18 protein-coding genes and 1 pseudogene are annotated in these 20,691 nt (G+C 35.5%); 12 read left to right on the top strand and 7 right to left on the bottom strand.

The features are described 5' to 3' along the window. The 3 genes and pseudogenes from FWE37_04585 to FWE37_04575 form a co-directional block, all read right to left on the bottom strand. Nucleotides 1-1,359 (bottom strand): annotated as a pseudogene (locus FWE37_04585) (DNA cytosine methyltransferase). A 12-nt stretch (nt 1,360-1,371) separates the two neighbouring features. Then, nucleotides 1,372-2,259, bottom strand: a complete 888-nt coding sequence (locus tag FWE37_04580) for a hypothetical protein (protein ID MCL2520264.1) — start codon at nt 2,257-2,259, stop codon at nt 1,372-1,374. Nucleotides 2,260-2,280: 21 nt separating this feature from the next. After that, nucleotides 2,281-3,204, bottom strand: a complete 924-nt coding sequence (locus tag FWE37_04575) for an IS1595 family transposase (protein MCL2520263.1) — start codon at nt 3,202-3,204, stop codon at nt 2,281-2,283. Between the two features lie 229 nt (nt 3,205-3,433). Here FWE37_04575 and recF point away from each other — a divergent pair, with 229 nt between their 5' ends. From recF to FWE37_04540, 7 genes are all read left to right on the top strand, one after another. Continuing rightward, the gene (recF, locus tag FWE37_04570) at nt 3,434-4,498 is read left to right on the top strand and encodes a DNA replication and repair protein RecF (GenBank protein MCL2520262.1); all 1,065 of its coding nucleotides are present in this window, start codon (nt 3,434-3,436) and stop codon (nt 4,496-4,498) included. After that, nucleotides 4,488-4,805 carry a DUF721 domain-containing protein gene (locus tag FWE37_04565; protein ID MCL2520261.1) on the top strand — a complete coding sequence of 106 codons (318 nt, stop codon included), beginning with the start codon at nt 4,488-4,490 and terminating at the stop codon, nt 4,803-4,805. The genes recF and FWE37_04565 overlap by 11 nt, the downstream gene beginning before the upstream one ends. A gap of 55 nt (nt 4,806-4,860) precedes the next feature. Then, nucleotides 4,861-5,088, top strand: coding sequence for a hypothetical protein (locus FWE37_04560; GenBank protein MCL2520260.1), 228 nt, complete (start codon nt 4,861-4,863; stop codon nt 5,086-5,088). 326 nt (nt 5,089-5,414) lie between these two features. Beyond that, nucleotides 5,415-6,812: an NFACT RNA binding domain-containing protein gene (locus tag FWE37_04555; GenBank protein MCL2520259.1), complete on the top strand. Its 1,398-nt coding sequence runs from the start codon at nt 5,415-5,417 to the stop codon at nt 6,810-6,812. A 50-nt stretch (nt 6,813-6,862) separates the two neighbouring features. Beyond that, complete coding sequence (locus tag FWE37_04550; GenBank protein MCL2520258.1) at nt 6,863-7,870, top strand: glycosyltransferase; 1,008 nt, start codon at nt 6,863-6,865, stop codon at nt 7,868-7,870. Nucleotides 7,871-7,892: 22 nt separating this feature from the next. Beyond that, a complete protein-coding gene (locus FWE37_04545; protein MCL2520257.1) occupies nt 7,893-9,236 on the top strand; it encodes a hypothetical protein in 1,344 nt (447 codons plus the stop codon). A gap of 93 nt (nt 9,237-9,329) precedes the next feature. After that, complete coding sequence (locus tag FWE37_04540; GenBank protein MCL2520256.1) at nt 9,330-11,609, top strand: N-6 DNA methylase; 2,280 nt, start codon at nt 9,330-9,332, stop codon at nt 11,607-11,609. Between the two features lie 211 nt (nt 11,610-11,820). Here the strand turns inward: FWE37_04540 and ispD are convergent, their stop codons facing one another. From ispD to FWE37_04520, 4 genes are all read right to left on the bottom strand, one after another. Continuing rightward, on the bottom strand, nt 11,821-13,182 hold the full coding sequence (ispD, locus tag FWE37_04535) for a 2-C-methyl-D-erythritol 4-phosphate cytidylyltransferase (protein ID MCL2520255.1): 1,362 nt from the start codon (nt 13,180-13,182) through the stop codon (nt 11,821-11,823). A gap of 153 nt (nt 13,183-13,335) precedes the next feature. Then, nucleotides 13,336-13,686 (bottom strand): hypothetical protein, encoded by a 351-nt coding sequence (locus tag FWE37_04530; GenBank protein MCL2520254.1) that lies wholly within the window; start codon nt 13,684-13,686, stop codon nt 13,336-13,338. Between the two features lie 103 nt (nt 13,687-13,789). After that, complete coding sequence (locus FWE37_04525) at nt 13,790-14,122, bottom strand: hypothetical protein (GenBank protein MCL2520253.1); 333 nt, start codon at nt 14,120-14,122, stop codon at nt 13,790-13,792. 85 nt (nt 14,123-14,207) lie between these two features. Further along, complete coding sequence (locus FWE37_04520; GenBank protein ID MCL2520252.1) at nt 14,208-15,509, bottom strand: trypsin-like peptidase domain-containing protein; 1,302 nt, start codon at nt 15,507-15,509, stop codon at nt 14,208-14,210. 233 nt (nt 15,510-15,742) lie between these two features. Here FWE37_04520 and FWE37_04515 point away from each other — a divergent pair, with 233 nt between their 5' ends. The 5 genes from FWE37_04515 to FWE37_04495 form a co-directional block, all read left to right on the top strand. After that, nucleotides 15,743-16,507, top strand: coding sequence for a hypothetical protein (locus FWE37_04515; GenBank protein ID MCL2520251.1), 765 nt, complete (start codon nt 15,743-15,745; stop codon nt 16,505-16,507). 412 nt (nt 16,508-16,919) lie between these two features. Further along, the gene (yajC, locus tag FWE37_04510) at nt 16,920-17,315 is read left to right on the top strand and encodes a preprotein translocase subunit YajC (protein MCL2520250.1); all 396 of its coding nucleotides are present in this window, start codon (nt 16,920-16,922) and stop codon (nt 17,313-17,315) included. A gap of 10 nt (nt 17,316-17,325) precedes the next feature. Continuing rightward, a complete protein-coding gene (gene secD, locus FWE37_04505) occupies nt 17,326-19,083 on the top strand; it encodes a protein translocase subunit SecD (GenBank protein ID MCL2520249.1) in 1,758 nt (585 codons plus the stop codon). Continuing rightward, nucleotides 19,076-19,981: a protein translocase subunit SecF gene (gene secF, locus FWE37_04500; protein MCL2520248.1), complete on the top strand. Its 906-nt coding sequence runs from the start codon at nt 19,076-19,078 to the stop codon at nt 19,979-19,981. The genes secD and secF overlap by 8 nt, the downstream gene beginning before the upstream one ends. Before the next feature lie 22 nt (nt 19,982-20,003). Further along, nucleotides 20,004-20,691 (top strand): PEP-utilizing enzyme (locus FWE37_04495; protein ID MCL2520247.1); only part of this gene is annotated, 688 nt, incomplete at its 3' end.

Genomic DNA, 20,691 nt, shown 5'->3' with positions numbered 1-20,691 from the left:
CTTTCAATAGAGAAAAACTAATACTCTGAGGAGTATAAAAAGCGGCTAAACTATCACGCTCTGCATTAGCAAACTCTGCTATTTTAGTTAATGATATTAAGTCATAATAGCTTTTATTCTTTTCTGTAAACTGATATAACCTATCAAAATTATCGCTAAGCTCTTCTTTTTTAACTAACTCTTTAGCTCTTCTATTAGTTATAGTTTTATCGCTTACTTTAATGATGTTATTAGCAATCTTTTTAAAGATAATAGTAGGTACGGCTTCGCCTATAGATTGCCTAATATTTATAGCTTCTTTCTTGAGAAATAACTCCTTTTCGGTAAATGATAGCTCATTAAGCTCATCAAAGCTTAACTCTGACCATTTAAATGTATCAGGGATAGTCATTAAGGTCATAAGTTCATGTATACTAAAAACACGATTATCCGCAGGGTGAATTGTAGCTTGACTAGCTAAAATATCATTACGGGTGTGAATACAAGGAGCCACTTTATCCCACCAACATCTTTTATACTTGTCTCCATTCTTGTTTTTGTTGTAAATGATTTGACCATTAACTACTCTGTGTGGAATTTTTTTAGGGTTTGTGTTATCAAAAGCTGATTCTCCCTCTCTAATATCTTTAATCCATTCTAACATTGATTGATCATACTTTCTAAAGTGATGATATATATTGTTGGGCGATATTTCACCCATTGTTTTTAATGGGTCATAATGGCCTATAACTTCTTTAATGGTTTTTTCTTGCTCTTTACTAGGAAATATATCATAAGGAGTTATATCTTTTAAATCTTTTCGTACACCAATAACTAAAGTTCGTGTTCTATTAGAGTTTGAACCATAATCTTTAAAGTTAATAACTTGCTTTTCAATATTATAAATACCTGCTAAATGATTATCAATAGCTTCATTTATAGTTACATTTTGCCCATTAATATTAGTACAGGTGGTTTTTAAAAAAGCTTTAACATTTTCAAAAATAAAAAATCGTGGTTTAATATCTCTAACAAGCTCAATAGAGTATATCACTAGCGAATTACGCCCTATTTCATCTTTCTTTTTATGGTTGGCCACTGACATACCTTGGCAAGGTGCGTAGCAATTAACACATCTAGTTCTTTTAAATTCTCATGTTTTTGCCAGTATTCAAGTTCGTTAAAAATAGCCTCCTTAATATTACTATCTGTAATATCGCCAGCTATGTAACCGCTTTTGTACTTGCATTTCTTATTATATTGCTGTATTTTTAATCTTTTAGGCAAAAGTTCATTGGTTGCTACACATTGAAAGCCAGCCTCTTTAAAGCCATAACAACCAACCCCAGCACTACTAAATAAACTAATGTAACTTAACATTCACTAAACTCCTTAATTAGTTTTGCTACCATCATAATTAGTACAATATTTCTTACAATTACTGCTAATGGAGCCTTTATGCTTGATATATTCTGTAACTTGTCTAGTATATTCATGATATATATCAAAATACTCATAAATCGCTTTATTTAATGGTGGCATATTATTTGAAATAATATCGCTTATTTTAGTGCGAGCTTGAGTATTATTTTCAGCAATAATTTTAATTTTATTTTCAACTTGTTCTTTAGTGTTTTCTATTAGTGGTATTAACTTATCGATTTCTTTAATATTCTCTTGAATTTCATTATCATCTTTGCTTAATTCATTTATTCTTCTATAGTTTTTAACTATTTTCCCCATATTGCCCTGTTGTCTGTTTAGCTCAATGGTGTCTGATGTATCATCTAAAGTTAAATACAAGAAAGAGAAAGCGTAACTTATTTCTTTATCAATCTCTATAATAATTTCTCGTAAATTTTTCATAGCTCTTGCAAGGTCGCCTTGCATTTTAATATCACCCAAAGTACAACCTATACACTTTTTTCTATCCTGATAGATATTGGTATTAAATCTCATGTTATTGATAGATTGCCTAAACAAGACATAAAGTTTATTTATTTGCTCTACACATGACTGAAAATCTTCCTTATTTCTAGCTTTTATTCTTTCTCCTATAAATAAAAACTCTTGGAGCGAATTATACGCTTCAGTTATTACTTGTTTTTCTCTATTAATCTTTTCAGTGATATTTCTCTCTGCTATTAATGAACTTTGGAAGTTATTATTAGCTTTCTGCATTTTCTTATTACTTCTAAGAGTGCATATTAAGACAATAATTGCCGTGCCTGTAACCATCAATGCCGTAAATAATGCTATTAAAATATCTCTTTCAATCATAAATTCCTCTCTTTATCTTCCTTAACACAACCCTAATAAAGTATTAAAAGCGTTTTTATTCTCCCTGTTATTCGCTCTAAAGCAAAACTCATTGATATACTTTTGCATATATTTAAGTGATATACTATGATACATGCCATAGATACCACGCTTTAACACTGCCCAAAAACTCTCTATGCCGTTAGTATGCGTGCCTTTGCTATCAGAAAACTGCCCTATGCTATGATTAACTGTTAAATGAATAAATGGGCTATTTTGCTTATCAAGGATATTGTAACTCCTAAAGTCATCAGTAATAACTGTTGTATCGGCTTTACAAACTTTATCGAGTATATTAAAGAGTTGTTTGCCCGATAACTTCTTGCCGTCTTTATCAGGCATAGCTACTACAGCATAAACCTGCTTGCTATTACGCTCCTTCACACCCACGACAGGAGTTTTCTTAGTGCCTCTGCCACGCTTATTTTTAGGCGGTGCAACTTTAGGTGGGTTATCATCATCGTTGCCTTTATTCTTTTTACGAGGTTTACCGCCTATGTAAGTTTCGTCAATCTCCACAATGGCCTCAAAGAGCTTATCGTTAGTGGTATTACCCATAGCCTCACGGATTTTATGGAGGATCCGCCACGCTGTTTTATAAGTAACGCCCGTATCACGCTGTAGCTGTTTAGCTGATATACCCTTTTTAGCATTAAGCATTTGCATAATAGCGTAAAACCATATTCTTAAATCGGTGTTGCTCTTTTCAAAGATTGTGCCTGTAAAAAAAGAAAACTGAGAGGCACAATTACTACAAATAGCCATTTTAGGATTAGCCACTCGGTACACTTTTTCAGAGGTGCTACACTTAGGACATATAAGCCCATTAGGATATTTTAACTTAACAAAGTGGTTAATACAGTCTTGCTCATTAGTAAATAAGGTGTTAAAGTTAAACAGTGTCATACTACCTCCAAAATGTATAAGTAGTATAAACTATATTTCAATCAGTGTCAAGGGATACTTCCGTATAGTTTTATGGTAACAATAATGGTAGTTATGTTTTTAATGTGGTAATATATTTGTTTGTATGGTTATGTGTAACTAAATTAAGGTTAAACCTGTTGGTAACTCTTGTTTAAAGCTTTAAAATAGCTTAAAATAAAGTTGTAAAATTTAACATCTTAATATACCTATGTACAAACGCATTTATACTTATAACTTTCGTAATTTACAGAACGGCAGCTTTAATACTCATAATCAGCACATTATATTTACCGGTAGTAATGGGCAAGGTAAAACTAATTTGCTAGAGGCTATCTATTACTTTTCATTGGCCTCTTCGTTTAGGGAGAGGCATGATGTTAACCTTGTGAAGCTTGGCAGCGAAAATAAGGAATTTGCTACCGCCGGTTATTATGGAGATAACGAAGAAAAACTGCTGGTAAGTTGGCAACAAGGCCGTAAGCAAATAAAAATTAACGATAGCCCTATTACCGACCGTAAGGAGCTACTAACGCGCTTTCCTTGTTTAGTTTTTGCCTACGATGATATCCGCCTTGCCGAGCTGGAACAGGAACAAAGAAGGCGTTTTATCGACCAAAATTTAAGTTTTATCTATGAAGGTTATATTGGTTTATTACGTGAACATAAAAAACTAATCAAGGCCAAAAACTTAGCTTTAAAGGTTGCTGATACGGCTCTAGTTAAAGTTTATAACCAGCAGTTAGCAGGTTATTGCGAGGAGATAACAACCACTCGCTTGGGGTTTTTAGAGAATTTTAATCAAAAGCTACAGCTGTTATTAACAGATATTTTTGAAGAGCCGGTTACCATTAAATTAGAGAGTCCATTTAGTGGTCTTAAAGCTAATGAAATAGAAGTTTACCTTAACAGCAAGCTTGATAGCGAGCTAAAACGAGCTACGGCCCTTTATGGCACCCATCGTGATAAATATATCTTTACCGGTACTTATGGTGAGGTAGCCGGTTTTTATAGTACCGGCCAAAAACGTGCCCTTTCGGTGGTGTTAAAAATCGCCAGTACCAGCCTTATTAGTGCCACTTTGCCGGTTAAACCGGTTATGTTGATAGACGATGTTTTTTTAGAACTAGATGCCAAGTTAAAAGAGTTAATGATTAACTTAATGCCGGCTTATAACCAAGCTTTTTTTACCTTTTTGCCGGGTCAAAATCATTTTAGTAAATTAACTAACGCCTTAGTTTACGAAGTAAAAAAAGGGGAGCTGTATGTACAATAATTATAAAAAAGACAGTTATTATCGGGCTAAAAAATTGGTTACCCCTTACATAAAAGAGAATAAAATAGACAAAAGACGCACATCTTTAAAATGGGCCGATTTTGTTGATAGCTCGCTGGCAGCCAATAGTTTAATTTATGATATAACTGCCGGTACTTTGGTTATAGAAACCAACCATAATGTTTATAAAAATAAAATACTCTTTATGCAGCGGCAAATCCTTAAAAAAATTAATGAGGCCTACCCTATTTTAAAACTACAAACTATTAAGGTAGTGGTTAAAGATAATTTGATGCTAATCCAATAGTTGTTAAGGCAGAGTAACTATGTTATAGTATAGCTAACTTTAAAGGACCAGATAAATGAATATAGAAAAAGACTACATTTTAATCACAGACGATTACATAACCTACCAACATCACTTTGCTGATAAACTGCAACTAGAGGGTTTTTTGAGGTATCAGTATTGGGTAAGGTTTTTACTAATTATCTATGTTGGTGTTTCATTTATTAATATTTATGACAGTAGAGTTATAATTTTCGGTTTAGTTATAATGATTGCTTGCATAGTAGCAGGTATTTTTGAGTAATTTTTTAAAAAAGGATTTTTAAAGCAATATGGACTTGCAGCAGGAAGAGATGAAAATGTAAAAATATTTATCACTAAAGATTTTATTACCGATTACTCTAACTATAGCGAACTTAAAGTAACACCGTAATGGGTAGATAGAGTAGAAATAAATAACGACTCTGTTTATTTAATGAGTAGTACTAGTGTAGCTATAATCCTACCTAAAAAATATTTTACGCTAGAAGAGATAACTGAAGTACTAGAATACTATCGCTCCAAAGCAGTAAATTAAACGTTTCACGTGAAACAGTTGCTTATAACCTTAAACGTATTATTTTATATAAAATGAACTTAAATTATAAAGAAATTAACCATTTATTAACTGAGCTTAACTTAACTAATAGTATTGTGCGCAATTTTAAACAGCCAAATTACGCTAATTTAGTGATAGAACTTTATCAGCCAACCGCTAAGCAAACTAAACGGCTCTTTATTAATTTAAAAAATAACCAAAACGCCCTTTTTTTAAGCGATAATTGGCCGGTAGTTAAAACTAAGCTACGTTTTGAAGAGTGTTTAAAAGCTAACTTAAAAGGTAGTTATTTACATAATGTTTACCAATATAATAATGAAAGACTAGTGGTTTTTTTGCTTACTAAGGGTGAGCAAAACTATAAATTAATTATTAAGTTGTGGGGAGCAAGCAGTAACATTTTATTGTGTAATACTAGCGATACAATAATTGATTGTTTTTACCGCCGCCCGGGTAGTGGCGAAGTAGGTGGCCGGTCTTTTAAGTGGCCGCAGTCTAAAGCCGGCGAAGCAATTAAAGACTTTACCATTAGAGCTTTTACAGCCAAAACTTTATCTCAAGAGCTTTATCAAGAATATTTAACGGTTAATGGGCAAAAGCTTAAAGAGGTAGTACCAACTATCAATTATGATGAACTTTACCGAGAAGTTGTAGAGAAGTTACAAACTAAACAAGAGGCCTTAGTCAAAGTGGTTAACAGGTTGCAAAGTTACAACGATTATAAACTTAAAGCCGAACTTTTGGCAGCTAACCCCTTGCCGATAACTAAGGCGGAACAAATTGCCTTAAAAGATTATAACAACAACACTATAGCTATAGAGTTAGATAATACTTTAAGTTACCGGCAAAATATTGATAGTTATTACCAAACTTACCACAAAAAAAAGAAAGCTTATCTTTTTCATGGCAGTGAGCTAGCTAAAATAGAAACCCAGCTGTTAAAACTTAAAGATTGCTATCAAAATAACCCCGAAGAGTTGGTTAATAATTTACAACATAAAGAACAGGAGCTAAAAACGACAAAGCAAACCAAATTAAAGATAGGTTTAAGCTTTAATGTGTTGGGTTATAGCCTTTATGTTGGTCGTAACGCTAGCGAAAATGAGTCTTTATTAAAGGCCGGCTTTAAAGGCAACGATACCTTTTTGCATGTGCGCGGTCTTAGCGGCGGTTATGTAATTATTAAGCAGCAAAAAAATAAGCAAATGCCAAACGAAGTGCTTTTAGCAGCCGCTGCTTTAGCTATGCACTATAGTAAAGCTAAAGCAGAAAAAGAGGCCGATATACTTTGTAGCCAGCTAAAAAATGTGCGTAAAGTTAAAAATGGTAAAAAAGGCAAAGTAACGGTAACTAATGACAAAAATATTTATTACAGGTATAATGAAGAGCATTTAAAAGGGTTGTTAAATCAGTTAAGAGCTGAAAATTGATAGTTGAGGGTTTTGCTTTTGTTGCTAGAATGGGAGAATTCCGTTAAAAAATGAGTTATAAAGTTTCGGTGATAGTGCCTGTATACAATGCTGATAAAACCTTAGCAAGGTGTTTAAGTTCGCTAATAAATCAATCCCTAAAAGAGCTGGAGATAATTGCCGTTGACGATGGCAGTGGTGATGATAGCTTAACCATCTTGGGAGGGTTTGCCGCAAATGATGCAAGGGTTAAGGTGTACGGTCAGGAAAATTTAGGGGTATCGGCGGCGCGTAATTTGGGTATAAGCAAAGCCGGCGGCAATTACCTAGCCTTTTGTGATAGCGATGATGAGTTAGTTTTAACCGCCCTTGAGCTAAGTTATAACGAAATAGAGCAAACAAGGGCCGATTTACTACTATTTAAACACATCGACGTACTAAAAAACGGTATAGAGCAAGTGGTACAAAACGAAGCTTTGCAAATTATTTCAGCTAAATCTTTTAGTTTTTCAGAGCATCCGGTAGCCTTAATTTGGAATACAGTAGCCGTTTGGGGAAAGCTATGGCGAAAGAGTTTTATTACCGATAATCGGCTGACTTTCGATACAAGGTTACTTAATACCCAAGATGCTCTGTTTTATTTTACAGCTTTAATTAAGTACAAGGCTAAGGTAGCTTTTTATAATAAAGCTTTGTACTATTACCATACAGATAGCTCTAAGGGGATAACCAGCAGCTTTAATAAAAAAAAGGGTGATATTTTTAAGCTGGCCTACGATGAGGTAGCTAAGTTAGTAAAGCAAAACTTTAGCGGTAACTTAGAAAGAGAGCTACAAAAAGAGCTTTACCAAAGAAAGCTAGCTAGCTTTCTTTGGCTTTTAAGCCACTTAACGGCCACTAATATTTACTTATTGCGTAAAAATTGTCGATTTTTTTACAATGAAGGTAACTTGTATTTGCCTATAACCAATAAAAACTATCAAAAGCTGGCCTTACTTTGTAAGCTTTTTAAGTTGGGTATTTTATTTATTCCGTTATTTTTTGTTTATAAACAGCTTAAAAATTTAGTAAGAAATTAACCACGTTTTGAGGTAATATTTTATGCCAAAATATTTAGAGAATATTAAAGTAGCTTTAGTAAAGAGTAAAAATCCGCTTATATATAAAGCTGCAAGATGGGTTAAATATCAACTTAGTCGCGTGCGTTATTATCCAAAAGTAAGGCAAGCGCAAAAAAATAGTAAAACTGTACTCGCTAAGTTAAAGCAGGATTACGGCAAGCGGCCGATTAGAGTTGGTTTTTTAGTTAATAAAAACGAGCTGTGGAGTGCGCAATCTTTATACCAAAATTTAAAGGCTAATGCCAATTTTGAGGTAAAAGTTATTTTAACTCCGTTTAATTTTGAGGCCGAAAACACAGATATACCTAACTGGTATCGGCAAAATATAGCTTTTTTTGCTGGTCGTAATATTCCATTAGAGTTAGCTTACGATATCAACACTTTTACCGCTTTACCTCTTGATAATTACCGACTGGATATTGTTTTTTACCAAAGGCCATGGTATATCTTACCTTTTTATGAGCCATTAAAGCTAAGTCGCTATAGCTTAACTTGTTATTTGCCTTACTGCTTTTATATGTTAAATGTGGCTAACAATTACTTTCCACACTTTCAGCCCTTTATGTGGCGTTATTTTGTAGAGAGCCCACTTTATGAAAAAGATTATAAAAGAAAATATGGGGCCAAAAATGTTATAGGGTTAGGTAGTTTAAAGTTTGATGAGGCTATAATAAGCCGTTCACTGCAAAGCTCTGCAAATAGTGCAATTAAAGCGGTAACTGCCGTAAATAATGCCGGTAAACCTGTCAAAAAACGCATTATTTATGCTCCACATCATACTTTTACAGGCTTTCCTAATCGTTTAAGTTTTACTTGGAGCGGAGAGGCTATTTTAAAGTTAGCACAAGCCACTCAAAATGATTTTGAGTGGGTAATTAAGCCGCATCCCTCCTTTAGGCAGCATACTATAGCGGAAGGTTTGTTAAGTGAGAGCGAAATAGATAATTATTTAGCGGCTTGGCAAAAACTTGGTGCAATTTATATGGGTGGCGACTATCAGCAAAATGTTTTTGCCGGCAGCAGCTTATTAATAACCGATTGTATTTCGTTTTTGGCCGAATATTTACCGGTTGGTGCTCCTATTATCGAGCTTATAAGCCAATATTTTAACGAAAAACTTTATAGTGTAGTAGGTAAACAGGTGGTAAGCGCTAACTATAAAGTATATAATGAAAAACAACTAATGGGTACCTTTGATGATTTAATGCTTAAAGGCCACGACCCACACGCTGAAGCACGAGCTGCGGTACGTGCCCGCCTTGTGGGCGACGAACCGGTAGGTAAAAAGATTGCCGATTATTTAGTTAAAAATTTGCAAAGTTAGGTATAGGTACTAAATTATTATTTTCATTTTTTAATATAGAATTACTGCAAAAAACATGCTATTATGCTAAATAATTGACAAGGATATAATACAATGCCAAAACTTACAAAGCCATTAGAGAGTGCGACTAGAATAAAAATTAATAACTGGTTAATTAACCTCGGTTGGTGCTTAGATGAATCAAGTGCAAATTGTAATGTATATACTGAAAGAGCGAGAACTATTGAAGAAAATAAAAAACTTACAGGTAACAAACCAGACTACATTCTTTATGATTCTGTTACATTAGAACCTTTGGCAATAATTGAAGCCAAGAGGCAAGGAGGAAATTTAGACGAAGCTCTTTCTCAGGCAATTACGAAGTATGCTAGACCATTAAACATAAAAATTGTTTTTATTACAGATGGACTATTTATTCAATCTTATCATATAGATGAACAAGACTATTTATATTACAATGCTGATATTGTCACAGATTTTTTATCAGAAAAGAGATTAAAACTTTTTATTAAAAATGGAAGTAAAATATTTAGTGAACAAAAAGTAATATATTCAAAAATTGAATTAATTAAAATTTTTGAAGAAGCTAATGACATTTTAAGAAGAGATGGATTAAGTGAGGGGAGAGAACGTTTTACAGAATTTACTAATTTATTATTTTTAAAGTTAATTAGTGATATAGAGCAGAGCCGAGGAGAAAATGGTGAAAAAAGAAGGTTAGAACAAATATATTGCTGGGATAGTTATAAAAATAAAAATTCAGAAGAATTATATGAATATATTAATAGGATTATTTTACCAAGATTTGATAAAGAGTATAATAACTCTTCTGATATTTTTAATAAAAAGCTTTTAATTAATAGAGCAGATAATCTTAAAAATATTGTCAATAAAATATCGCAAATTGGAAATCTATTAGATACTAACTCTGACATTAAAGGAGATGCTTTTGAGTATTTTTTAAAAAATTCTATTAGCGTTGGTAATGATTTGGGAGAGTATTTTACACCTAGGCATATAGTGAAGCTAATGGTTGAACTTATTGATCTAAAGTTTGAAGAAACCATATACGATCCTTGCTGTGGAACAGGTGGCTTTTTGATAGAATCTTTTAAAAATATAAAAAATAAATGCAAAAACACGAAAGAAAATATTGACATTTTAGAAAACAAAACAGTTTTTGGGAGAGAAATATCTACTACATCAAGAATTGCAAAAATGAATATGATTATTATGGGTGATGGGCATAATAATATTGAGCAAAAAGATTCTCTAGAATTTCCTGTTAAGGAGAAATATGATGTTGTACTAACCAATTTTGCTTTTTCTCAAAAGACAGATTTTGGCTCTTATTATGGGTTTAATACAACAGACGCAAATCCCATTTTTCTTAAACATGTTTTTGATAGCCTAAATGAATATGGAAGAGCTGCGATAATTGTTCCTGAAGGTGTTTTATTTGATACATCAAGCGAATATATTAAAATAAGGCGACTCTTATTAGAAGAAACAAATATTGAAGCGGTAGTTATGTTACATAATTTTGTCTTTAAACCCTATACTGGCCAACCTACAAGTATATTATTCTTTAGTAAAGGTGGTAAAACTAAAAAAATATGGTTTTATAATGTGATGGAAGATGGTTTCAAAAAAACAGATAGTAAAAAAGGAAGAAGGAAGATTAAAGATGATGATTTAATTCTATTAAGGCAAATATGGAAAGGGAAAGAAACATCAAATAAATCATTTAATATTAATGCAGATATTATTAAATCTAATAATTATAATTTATCAATGAATAATTATTTAAAAAAAGAAAAATCTATAGAAACTATTAAGCTAAAAGAGTTATTAAAGAATAAAGAAGCTATTATCGGATTCACGCCCAGTAGAGATGAAGATGGTTACTGGTTTGGTGGGAGACATACCTGGGTTAAAATTTCAGATATAAAAGATGAGATGTATATTGATGATTCGGAAGAAAAAATTACTGATTTAGCGATAAAACCTTCAAAACTTTTACCATCAGGGACACTATTGTTTAGCTTTAAGTTATCCATTGGAAAAGTTGCTATTACAACAAAGCCTTTATATACAAATGAAGCTATTGCTGGATTAATTATAGAAAATGAGATAATAAAAAAGTATTTGTACTATATATTACCTAAATTGAATTATACTACAAATAGGGCAACAAAAGGTGAGACTCTGAATAAAAAAACTATTGGAAACATTGAAATTCCCTTCGATTTAGATATAGTGCATAAAGTAGTAAAAGAACTTGATATATTAGAAATTAAAAAACAAACAATGATTCAAGAAAAAAAATCCATATACAGTGATATAGCAGCTATAATAGAGCCTTTGCTTTAATTGTGTTAGTAGAGGTTATAAAAAAATAAAATTTATTTCGGTTGGTATCTACAAAATGATAGTTGGTAAAAACTTTAATTTACCCCCTCTAGCCGCTCCATAATTAATAACTTATGTTTTTTGTATATTTTTTAGTAGAAGAGTTAGCTATTTTAAGGAAAAATTCTGGTTGGTATCTATAAAGGGATAGTTACCCAAAGTTAATCCAGCTTTACTTTTTGGTTACATCTACCACTTGGCCAGTTAAGCTATTATTGGCTAAAGTGGCTAAGGTTTGCTGGGCTACCTTGTCGGCGCTTAATAATAAGACGGGGTCTTCGTTACCAAAGTTTTTAAGGCGCATAGCGGTTTGGGTTCGTTCAGGATTAATCACATTTACCCTAATGCCGGCGGCCAGCCATTCTTCGGCTAAGGCTTGGGTTAGGTTGACTATAGCTGCCTTTACAGAGGAATAAATGCCATATAAAGCCCGTCCGCGTGTGTAGCTGCTACTGGTAAACATAATAAGACAACCTTTGCTGGCACTTAAAGCGGTGTAGCTGGCCTTAGCTACAATAATATTAGCTAGATAATTTAGTTTAATTTCTTGCTCGATACTGCTTAAGCTGCGGCCATTAAGTGCCCCCATATTAAGCACAGCGGCGGTTACAATAACGCCATCTAGCCTTCCCTCTTGCTGTATAATATTGTTAATGGCGGCGGTAACGACTGCTTCATTGGTGATGTCGGCGCTGTTTTTATCAAAGCCATAAACTTTAGCGCCATAGTGAGTGGCTAACTTAAGACAGGCCTCACCAATGCCGCTACCGGCGCCAAAGATGGCTATAACTTTGCCCGTTAGGGCGTTAGTTAAAAATTCCGGCTGACTATTTAGTTTACTAACCGATTTTAACTGAAAAAGCTTATCGGCCAAAGCCACATCAACCGGGTAGGTAATTTTGTGGTTAAAGTCATCACCGGCCACCACTTTGATGGAAGCCAGCTTGTAGTAATAAATAAGGCCGCAGTCATCGGTTACGGTGGTGTTACCTTCTTGATTGGCTAATTGATGAGCTTTTTTAATCAGGCTTAATTTAAAGCCCTGCGGCGTTTGGCCGCGCATAAAATATTTACGTGGTGGGATAGCTTTAATAAAACCGTTACCATCTACCTCAATAAGGGTATCGGGCGAAGGTAAGGCGGTATCAACGGCATTATAAGTTGTTAAGGCCTCAATCACATTAGTTATAGTGGTGCTTTGGATAAAAGGGCGCACCGCATCGTGGATAAGCACAAGAGCTTCAGTTTCATTTATAGCCATTAAGCCGTGATAACTGCTTTGCTGGCGGCTATTACCGCCGCAAACTACTTTTATTACCTTTTGGTAGCCGGCAGCCGTTATAAGTTGCAGATGATAGTCATAGTAATTTTCGGCTACTACTAAAATAATGGCATCAATTTGGTTATGCCTTTCAAAACTATCTAGGGTATGTTCTATAATGGTTTTACCGGCTATCTTATGAAACTGTTTGGGCTGGTTAAGGCCGGTGCGCTCACCGCTGCCAGAAGATAAAATGATGGCATAGTTTTTCATAACTTTAGTATACCGCTTATTACCGGCTATGTAAAGCTAATAAAATTTAGAAGCCATATATTTAGCTAATCAAGAAGGTGCTTATATATTAAATTACCTAACTAAAATAAAACTTTTTTAGTTAAAGGTGCTTCATATGAAATATTAAAGCCGTTAAGCCGCTAAAAAATTAACCACGATACCGCTATCAAGGCTGCTTTCTTTACTAAAGGCGCTTACGCTGTTGATAACGGAGCAATGAAGATCGAGGGCATTAATGTAAAAAAAATCAATCTTTTTTTGCTGGTAAGCTTTAGCGGGAACGGCCTCTTTTTTAACTTTGTTTTTATTTAAATAAGGCTGCAAGGAAAGGTTGCTTAAATTGCTGGGGTAGTTTTTTAAGGGTTCTTTACCCAATAAACTGGCTTTAGTATAAGCAGCCAGCTGCTCCGGTTTGGTAACACCCGACTTAATAAGATAAAAAGATTTATTCTTAAAATCCTTATCTTTAATATTAAATAGCATAACTAGCCCTCCACTTATATATTATCGAAAGTAAATGAGCTAAACAAAAGATTAACAAATTAAAATTATTTTAATTTGCCGATAAATAGTTAATAAACTTGTTTTAAAGGTCGCCAATAACGTTGCCTAAAATGGTGTTGATAAAATCGATAATAAAATAAGAAAAGATGGAAAAAAGCAGCATTAAAAACATTTTTATCCTAAACATAAAGTTAAAACGTTTGTTGCGTGTTTTATTGGTAAATAATTGAAAAAAAACCATTAATATGCTGGCAAAAGCCACCAAAGAAAAGAATCTTATTAAAAAACTTAATAAGGTTTGTGTAGGGCCGGTAAAATTGTTTATAGAGCCCAATAAAAAAAATAAAAATAAAAATAAATTAAAACGCACCGAAAGATGTGCCAAATTAACCCATAGGCTGCGCGAATAAAGCATAAGTAAATAATAACATTTAGCCGTAAAGTAGTCAAATTAAGGAAGCTATTTATAGTTACCTTAATGTTAGCTGCAAACAGCCAAACTACCTTATTACTGTATTAGGTAAACGAGTCTCATTTAAATGAAGGCCGGGCATATTAGCAATACCAAGCCAGTTTAGCAGCGTATTATTGCTTATATCAAGGTTGGTTAGCCTGTTGCTACTTAAACTAAGCAAGGCTAAATTAGTGTTATTGTTTACATTAAGGCTAGTTAGTTGATTATCCCATAAATAAAGCTCGCTTAACTGTGTAAGGCGGCTTACGTCGATAGTAGTTAAGCGGTTACTATTTAACACAAGAACAATTAACCCAGTTAAATGCTCTATACCGCCGGCATTACTAATGTTTTTGTTAGCAGCCCTAAGCTCTCTTATCTCGGCTAAGGCATTAATTAAGGCTTGCCCTGTAAGATTACTATTACGGCCTAAACTTTGGGCTACAGCATTACGCAAATTAGTATCGGGAAATAAAGTAGTAAGAGAGGCATTGGGTTGGGTTGATAAATTTTGAGATAGGGGGATTACTTCTGTTAAAGCCTGCGATGCTGGATTTTGGGTTGGTACAATTTGTACACGGTAAATTTTATCTGATAATTCGGGGTCTCTGTAACTTCTTTCCCATTCTCGTTGGAAGGTAGCTAAAAATTGAGTTAAAGTACTAGCAGGTATAGCAAAGTTTTGATTAATATTGCCAGCAACTCTGCCTGTAATAGCAGGATTATTGTTATTATTAGGAATCTTTACGGCTGGATCATCCCTTCGGGTATTAACGCCTACTATAGTAAAGTTTCCATTACTATCTTGTGTTAATAATGGGCCACCGAAGTTACCACCGGCTATTTCGGCTGTATGTTCAATATATCTTTGGTTTTCTATAATAAAACGACTATTACTCACCACACCATTAGTAAGTCGCCAAGATGATGATGGGTAACCGGCGGCCCAAATGGCTGTACCGTCACTTACGTTGCCGCCAATAGGTAAGCCTCTAGTAAAAGGGCGTTCCTCATTTAAAAAAGGTATTATGGCTAGGTCTAGCTCCGGTTTTGTACGGTCATACCATATATCCCCAAATAGAGAGTAAGGAAAAATAATAATGCGACCGTCGGCAAGAGCAGTTGCAACTTTAAAATAATTGCTCACTTTGCCGTCTCTCTCAATAACATGGCGATTTGTTACTATAAAGTTTACTCCATTACTAACCCAAATAAAGCCAGTTCCAGCTTGATTGTTATCCTCATCAAAAGATGCAGTTATTTGTACTACAAGCTCACGCAAATTCTGTTGTGCCTGCAGCGATAAAGCTAAGCTTAATAACAAAACCATAGTTAAAATATTCCTCATTTTTTATCTCCTTATAATACACTCTATCTTACTTTTATAATAATGTCAAATGTTTTATTAAAGATTATTGCGTTAAAATCCGTTTTCGGCAATGTATAGTTAGTTCTTTAGTTTATTTATGGTCTCTTTCGCAGGAGGTAAAAGGTTTGATTGTTAAGTTTTAACTGCTTTTAGAAATATGAGTTTAGTCATTCTAGCTTAAAATAAACCTTTGTGTTATACTTTTGTTATCAATGAAAGCTTTTATCACTAACTTAACTTTAGCTATTATTCTCTTAGCTTGTACCCCTAACGAAACACCACAAGGCCAATTATTGGTTAGCGATGTACCGCTAACTATTATTAACCTAAACACCGCCAGTGCCGATATTGCCCTTTTTTTTACCGACGAACAGCAGCTGCGTTTAGAATATATAGGGTTTTTACCTGCTGCTATAGAATATAATTTAACCAGCAATAATAACGAGCTTTTTTTTGAAGATTTACGCAGCGAGCAGCCCGATGGCCCTAACTATCGTTACCGCCTTCACCTTTTTGTACCGACCAGCTGGCCGCTTAGGATAATTAGTTTAACTACCCATAACGCTACCATCGAAATTTGGGGGCAAAACAACAGCGTTACCTTAATTGAGACTACTACAACTAACAACCGTATTGTTATAGATAACATAAATAGCAATATTATCAACGCAACCAGCATTAGCGGCCATACCACGATGGGCGGCTTAAATATAAGCACTGTTAGTGCCGGTACCATGCAGCTGGTAAGCCATAATGGGTTGGTTAATCTTAGCTTAAATCATAGTTTGCAAGCGATTAAGCTTAATGCTCAGCTTAACGGCGGCACTTTACGTACCTTGCCTGATGGTAGGCTGTACGAAAGCAGCGTTAATTTAAATTTAGCAGGTGATGAACCTTTAATGGTTATAAATATAGAGGCTAGACAAAGCTTTATAACGGTTGATTTAGCTGATAGAACCGCACCTCAATTACAATAATGCTGTCTTAATACAGCGATAACCTCTATGACACGCTGGTCGGTTAGCGAATAAGTTACGGTTAATCCCTCTTTGAGTGATTCTAAAATGCCGGTAGCTTTTTATTAATATAGTGATAATTCCTAACCGGGCAAAAAAGGTGGGCGCATTTATTGCAACCTACGCATTTGCTTTCGTCAACAATAGCTTTATTTTCTTTTAATGTATACCTTCCAAAGGCAAAGGGCGTCAAGAGAGTGATGAGCTATTTTATCTTGATGATTTTTTAATTTATTAAATAAAACAATAAGTTGGCAAAAAATTTACCGCTAAATAATGGCCTACTTATAATAAAAACAGCCGTTAGCTATTGACTAAGCCGGTTATTTGTGATAAACAAAAAGATAGTTTAAATAAAAAAGGGATAAAACGCATGAATAACTTTGCTTTATTACAAGCTGGAGGCAGCTCGGTTAGTATGATAATGCTGCTAGGTATGGTAGCTGTACTTTATTTTTTAATTATTGGGCCGCAGCGCAAGCAAAGAAAGCGCGAAGAAGCAATGCGCAGCAGCCTTAAAAAAGGTGATAAAATAACCACTATTGGTGGGATAAGGGGCGAAGTTTCGCACATTAAAGAAAATGGAGATGTGGTGGTTAAAGTTGATGATAACACCAAAATAACCTTTAAAAAACAAGCCATTGGTGCGGTAGAGGGCGATGCCCCGGCTACAGCCGCTAAAGCCAAAAAAGAAAAAAAAGAGACTGAAACCAGCAGTATTGAAGCCCGCGAAAAAGAGCTAGAAGATAAAGCTAAATCGGCAGAATAACGGATAAATTATGAATAAATTAGCACGGTTATTAATTGTAACAGCAATAACGGCTTTGGCCGCTTTCTTTTTAATGCCTACCGTTAGGTGGTATCTTTTTACCAGCGAAGAGCTGCGCGAGGCTGCCAACGAGCCGCTCGAGTTAATTGGGGCTAGGGCCAGAGCTTTAGCCGAGACCGATGTAAACCGCTTAATTGCCGCTGCTAATGCTGGCGGCGGGCTGGAGGATAATTTAAGTTATTTTATCCCTTTTGCGCAGCAAAATCATCGCAACGTTCGAGCTACCATGCCTAGTAATCCGCAAGCGGTAGATATTTTGCGCTACTCGCCGGGACGGGCAAGTTTAATAAGTTTTAGCGCCGATTACCACGCCGGCGATGTAATGGCCGCCAAAGCTATCCGCGACCGTGCCATTAAATTGGGGCTCGATTTAGCCGGGGGGTTAAGTATAACCTTAAATGCCAACTTTGATGTGCTTAATAACCGTTTGGTGCGTGAGTTTGGCCGTGAGGCCACTGCGAGTGAGCGTGATGATGCTATGGCTACGGCTTTAGCTATTATCCGTAACCGTGCCGACCAATTTGGTACGGTAGACCCTATCATTCGCCGTCAGGGTACAAGCCAAATTACCATCGAGCTTCCCGGTGAGAGCGACCCTGATGCCGCCAACCGCCTAATTATGGGCAGTGGCAGCTTGGCTTTTCATTTAGTAGATAATGCCCGCACACAGCAAATTGGACAGGTTTTTGCTGGGAACCCTAGTCTTGCTAATCAAATAGATGCGGCCGGTCGTCTTCCTGATACTACTTTATTACCGGCAGGTTTTATTGTGGCCGGTCAGTACACACAAGATAGTTTTGGTAGTGATGTCTTTCAGCGTTATGTGGTACTTTTTGAAGAGGTAGGCCTTGATGGTAACCATATTACCAATGCTCAAGTTAGTACCGACGAATTTGGGCACCCGGTAGTAAACTTTACCTTAGATGGTGAAGGAGCTACTATTTTTGCCCGCCTTACCGAAAATGCCGCCACCAACGGCCATGCTTTAGCCGTTATTATGGAAAGCCGTGTACGCAGTGTAGCCGGTGTACAGCAAGCTATTACCGGTGGGCGCGTGCAGGTATCGGGCTTTAGTTTCCGCGAGGCTACCAACTTAGCCACTATCTTGCGTACAGCTAGTTTACCGCTAGAGTTTACCGTACAAAACTTACAGCGTATTGGTCCTAGTTTGGGCGAAGATAGTATTAGGCGCGGCTTGCAGGCCTTGATATGGGGTGTTGCTATGTCGCTAGTTTTTATTTTACTTTATTATACCGGTGCCGGCTTATTGGCTTGTATTACACTTGGCTTTAACTTTTTATTTTTACTAGCCATTTTATCTTTTATGGGCTTTACTTTAACTTTAAATAGTATGGCCGGTCTTGTGCTTACCATCGCTATGGCGGTAGACGCTAACATTTTAGTATTTCAGCGCATAAAAGATGAGTTACGGCTTGGCCGCGAACGAGCGGCGGCAGTAAGCGGCGGCTTTGAAAAGGCCTTTTTAACTATTATCGATGCCAACTTAACCACCTTAATTGCAGCCTTCTGTTTGGCTTTGTTGGCCAGCGGCCCCATACGCGGCTTTGCGGTAACTTTAATTGCTGGTATTGTAACTACTTTGTTTACCTCTATTTATATACTTCGTTTATTGTTTGATATTGGGACAGAAACCTTTAAACGCAAAACTGTCTTCATTGGTTTTAGGAGGATAAAAAAAGATGCGTAAGGTTATTCCTTTTTTAAAGGCGGGTAGATTTACCCTATTTTTAAGCAGTGTAGCTATTATAGCTATGTTTACTTTAACTTTTGTTTTGCACGGCGGCTTTAATTTAGGTATCGATTTTAGGGCCGGTATGACTACCACGATAGCTATACCGGCTAGTCCTAGTACCGAAGAAGTGCGTGAAACTTTAGCAGCTATTAATGCTAACGTTCAGCGCGGCGAAGGCAACAATTACCTGATTAGGGTAACTACCGATAACAGTGCTAGCTTTAGAACCGATACCGAAAATTATATTAATAGTGCTTTAACCAGCCGTTTTGGTAACATTGAGGTGCTTTTTAGCGAATTTATCGATGCCAGTTTTTCGTTAAGTTTAATTATTGGTACTATTGCCGTAATTATTGTTGCTTTGGCTTTAACAACGGGTTACCTCTTTTTTAGATTTAAATTAAATTATGCCTTGTCGGCCCTGTTTAGTACCTTGCATGATATTTTATTTATGGTGGGTTTTATTGGTGTTATGGGCTTCGAGGTTAATACCACAGCTATTGCCGCCATTTTAACGATTATGGCCTACTCGCTTAACGATACCATTGTTATTTTTGACCGTATCCGTGAGGTTACAGGTCTTAACAAAAAAGGCGATGGTTATACTCATTTAATTAATACGGCCATTACCAACACCCTAGACCGTACTATTACCACCAGTACTTCTACCATTTTAGCTTTAGTACCGTTAATTATTTTTACTATGGGTAATATATATTACTTTGCTATAGCCGTAGTGTTTGGTATCATTATTGGTAGTTACTCATCGGTGTTTATTGCCAGCAGTATTTTAAACGAACTTCATCAAAAAAATGCTTTAAAGGCTGCTAACCTTATTAAAGCTAAAAAATAGCCCATTAGGCCACTAACCATTAGTGGCCATTTTTTTTATGATGTTTAGTAATAGTAAGTTAAATTTTATTGCCGAAGAAAGAATACCCTTAACTGTAGCTAGCCCGGGCTTAGTTCTAGGGAAAGCGTATCGTTATGCCTTTATCCCGCATAAAATTAATGAGGTATCATCTCTTGGGGCAGAGGCAGAATGTAAGCTACTTAATAGTGCTTTAAGCCAAGCCGGTAGCGCTATTAAGGCTGAAATGGCTAAAGTAAATAAAGAAATTAGTGAAATTTTGGCTACCCATCTTTCTTTTATAGAAGACCCTTTACTTAAAGAAGCGGCGTATAGCCTTATAAAACAAAATAAAACGGCCACTTTTGCTTGGCACAAAGTTACCGCTAGTGAAGCAAATAAACTGGCTGGCAGCAATAATAGTTATTTAGCTGCCCGTGCCAGTGATTTGCATGATATTGGGCAGCGGGTACTTAATATTTTATTAGGCCAAAATGTTAAAGTTAGCTATCCTAAAAACAGCATTGTTATTACTCAAGATGTTACCCCCAGTATGGTTATAGGCTTTACTCCAGAAGTCTTAGCGGTGGTTAGTGTGTTAGGCAGCCCAGTTAGCCATGCCAGTATTATGCTGCAAAATATGGGGATAACAGCCCTTTACGATGCGCCGGAACAGCTATTGCAGCTGCCTAATGGCACACCCTTAATTGCAG

This window comes from Spirochaetaceae bacterium (genome assembly GCA_009784515.1).
Classification (GTDB): Bacteria; Spirochaetota; Spirochaetia; order WRBN01; family WRBN01; genus WRBN01.
The sequence above is the reverse complement of the archived record's forward strand: the minus strand, read 5'-3'. Positions and strand labels throughout refer to the sequence as shown.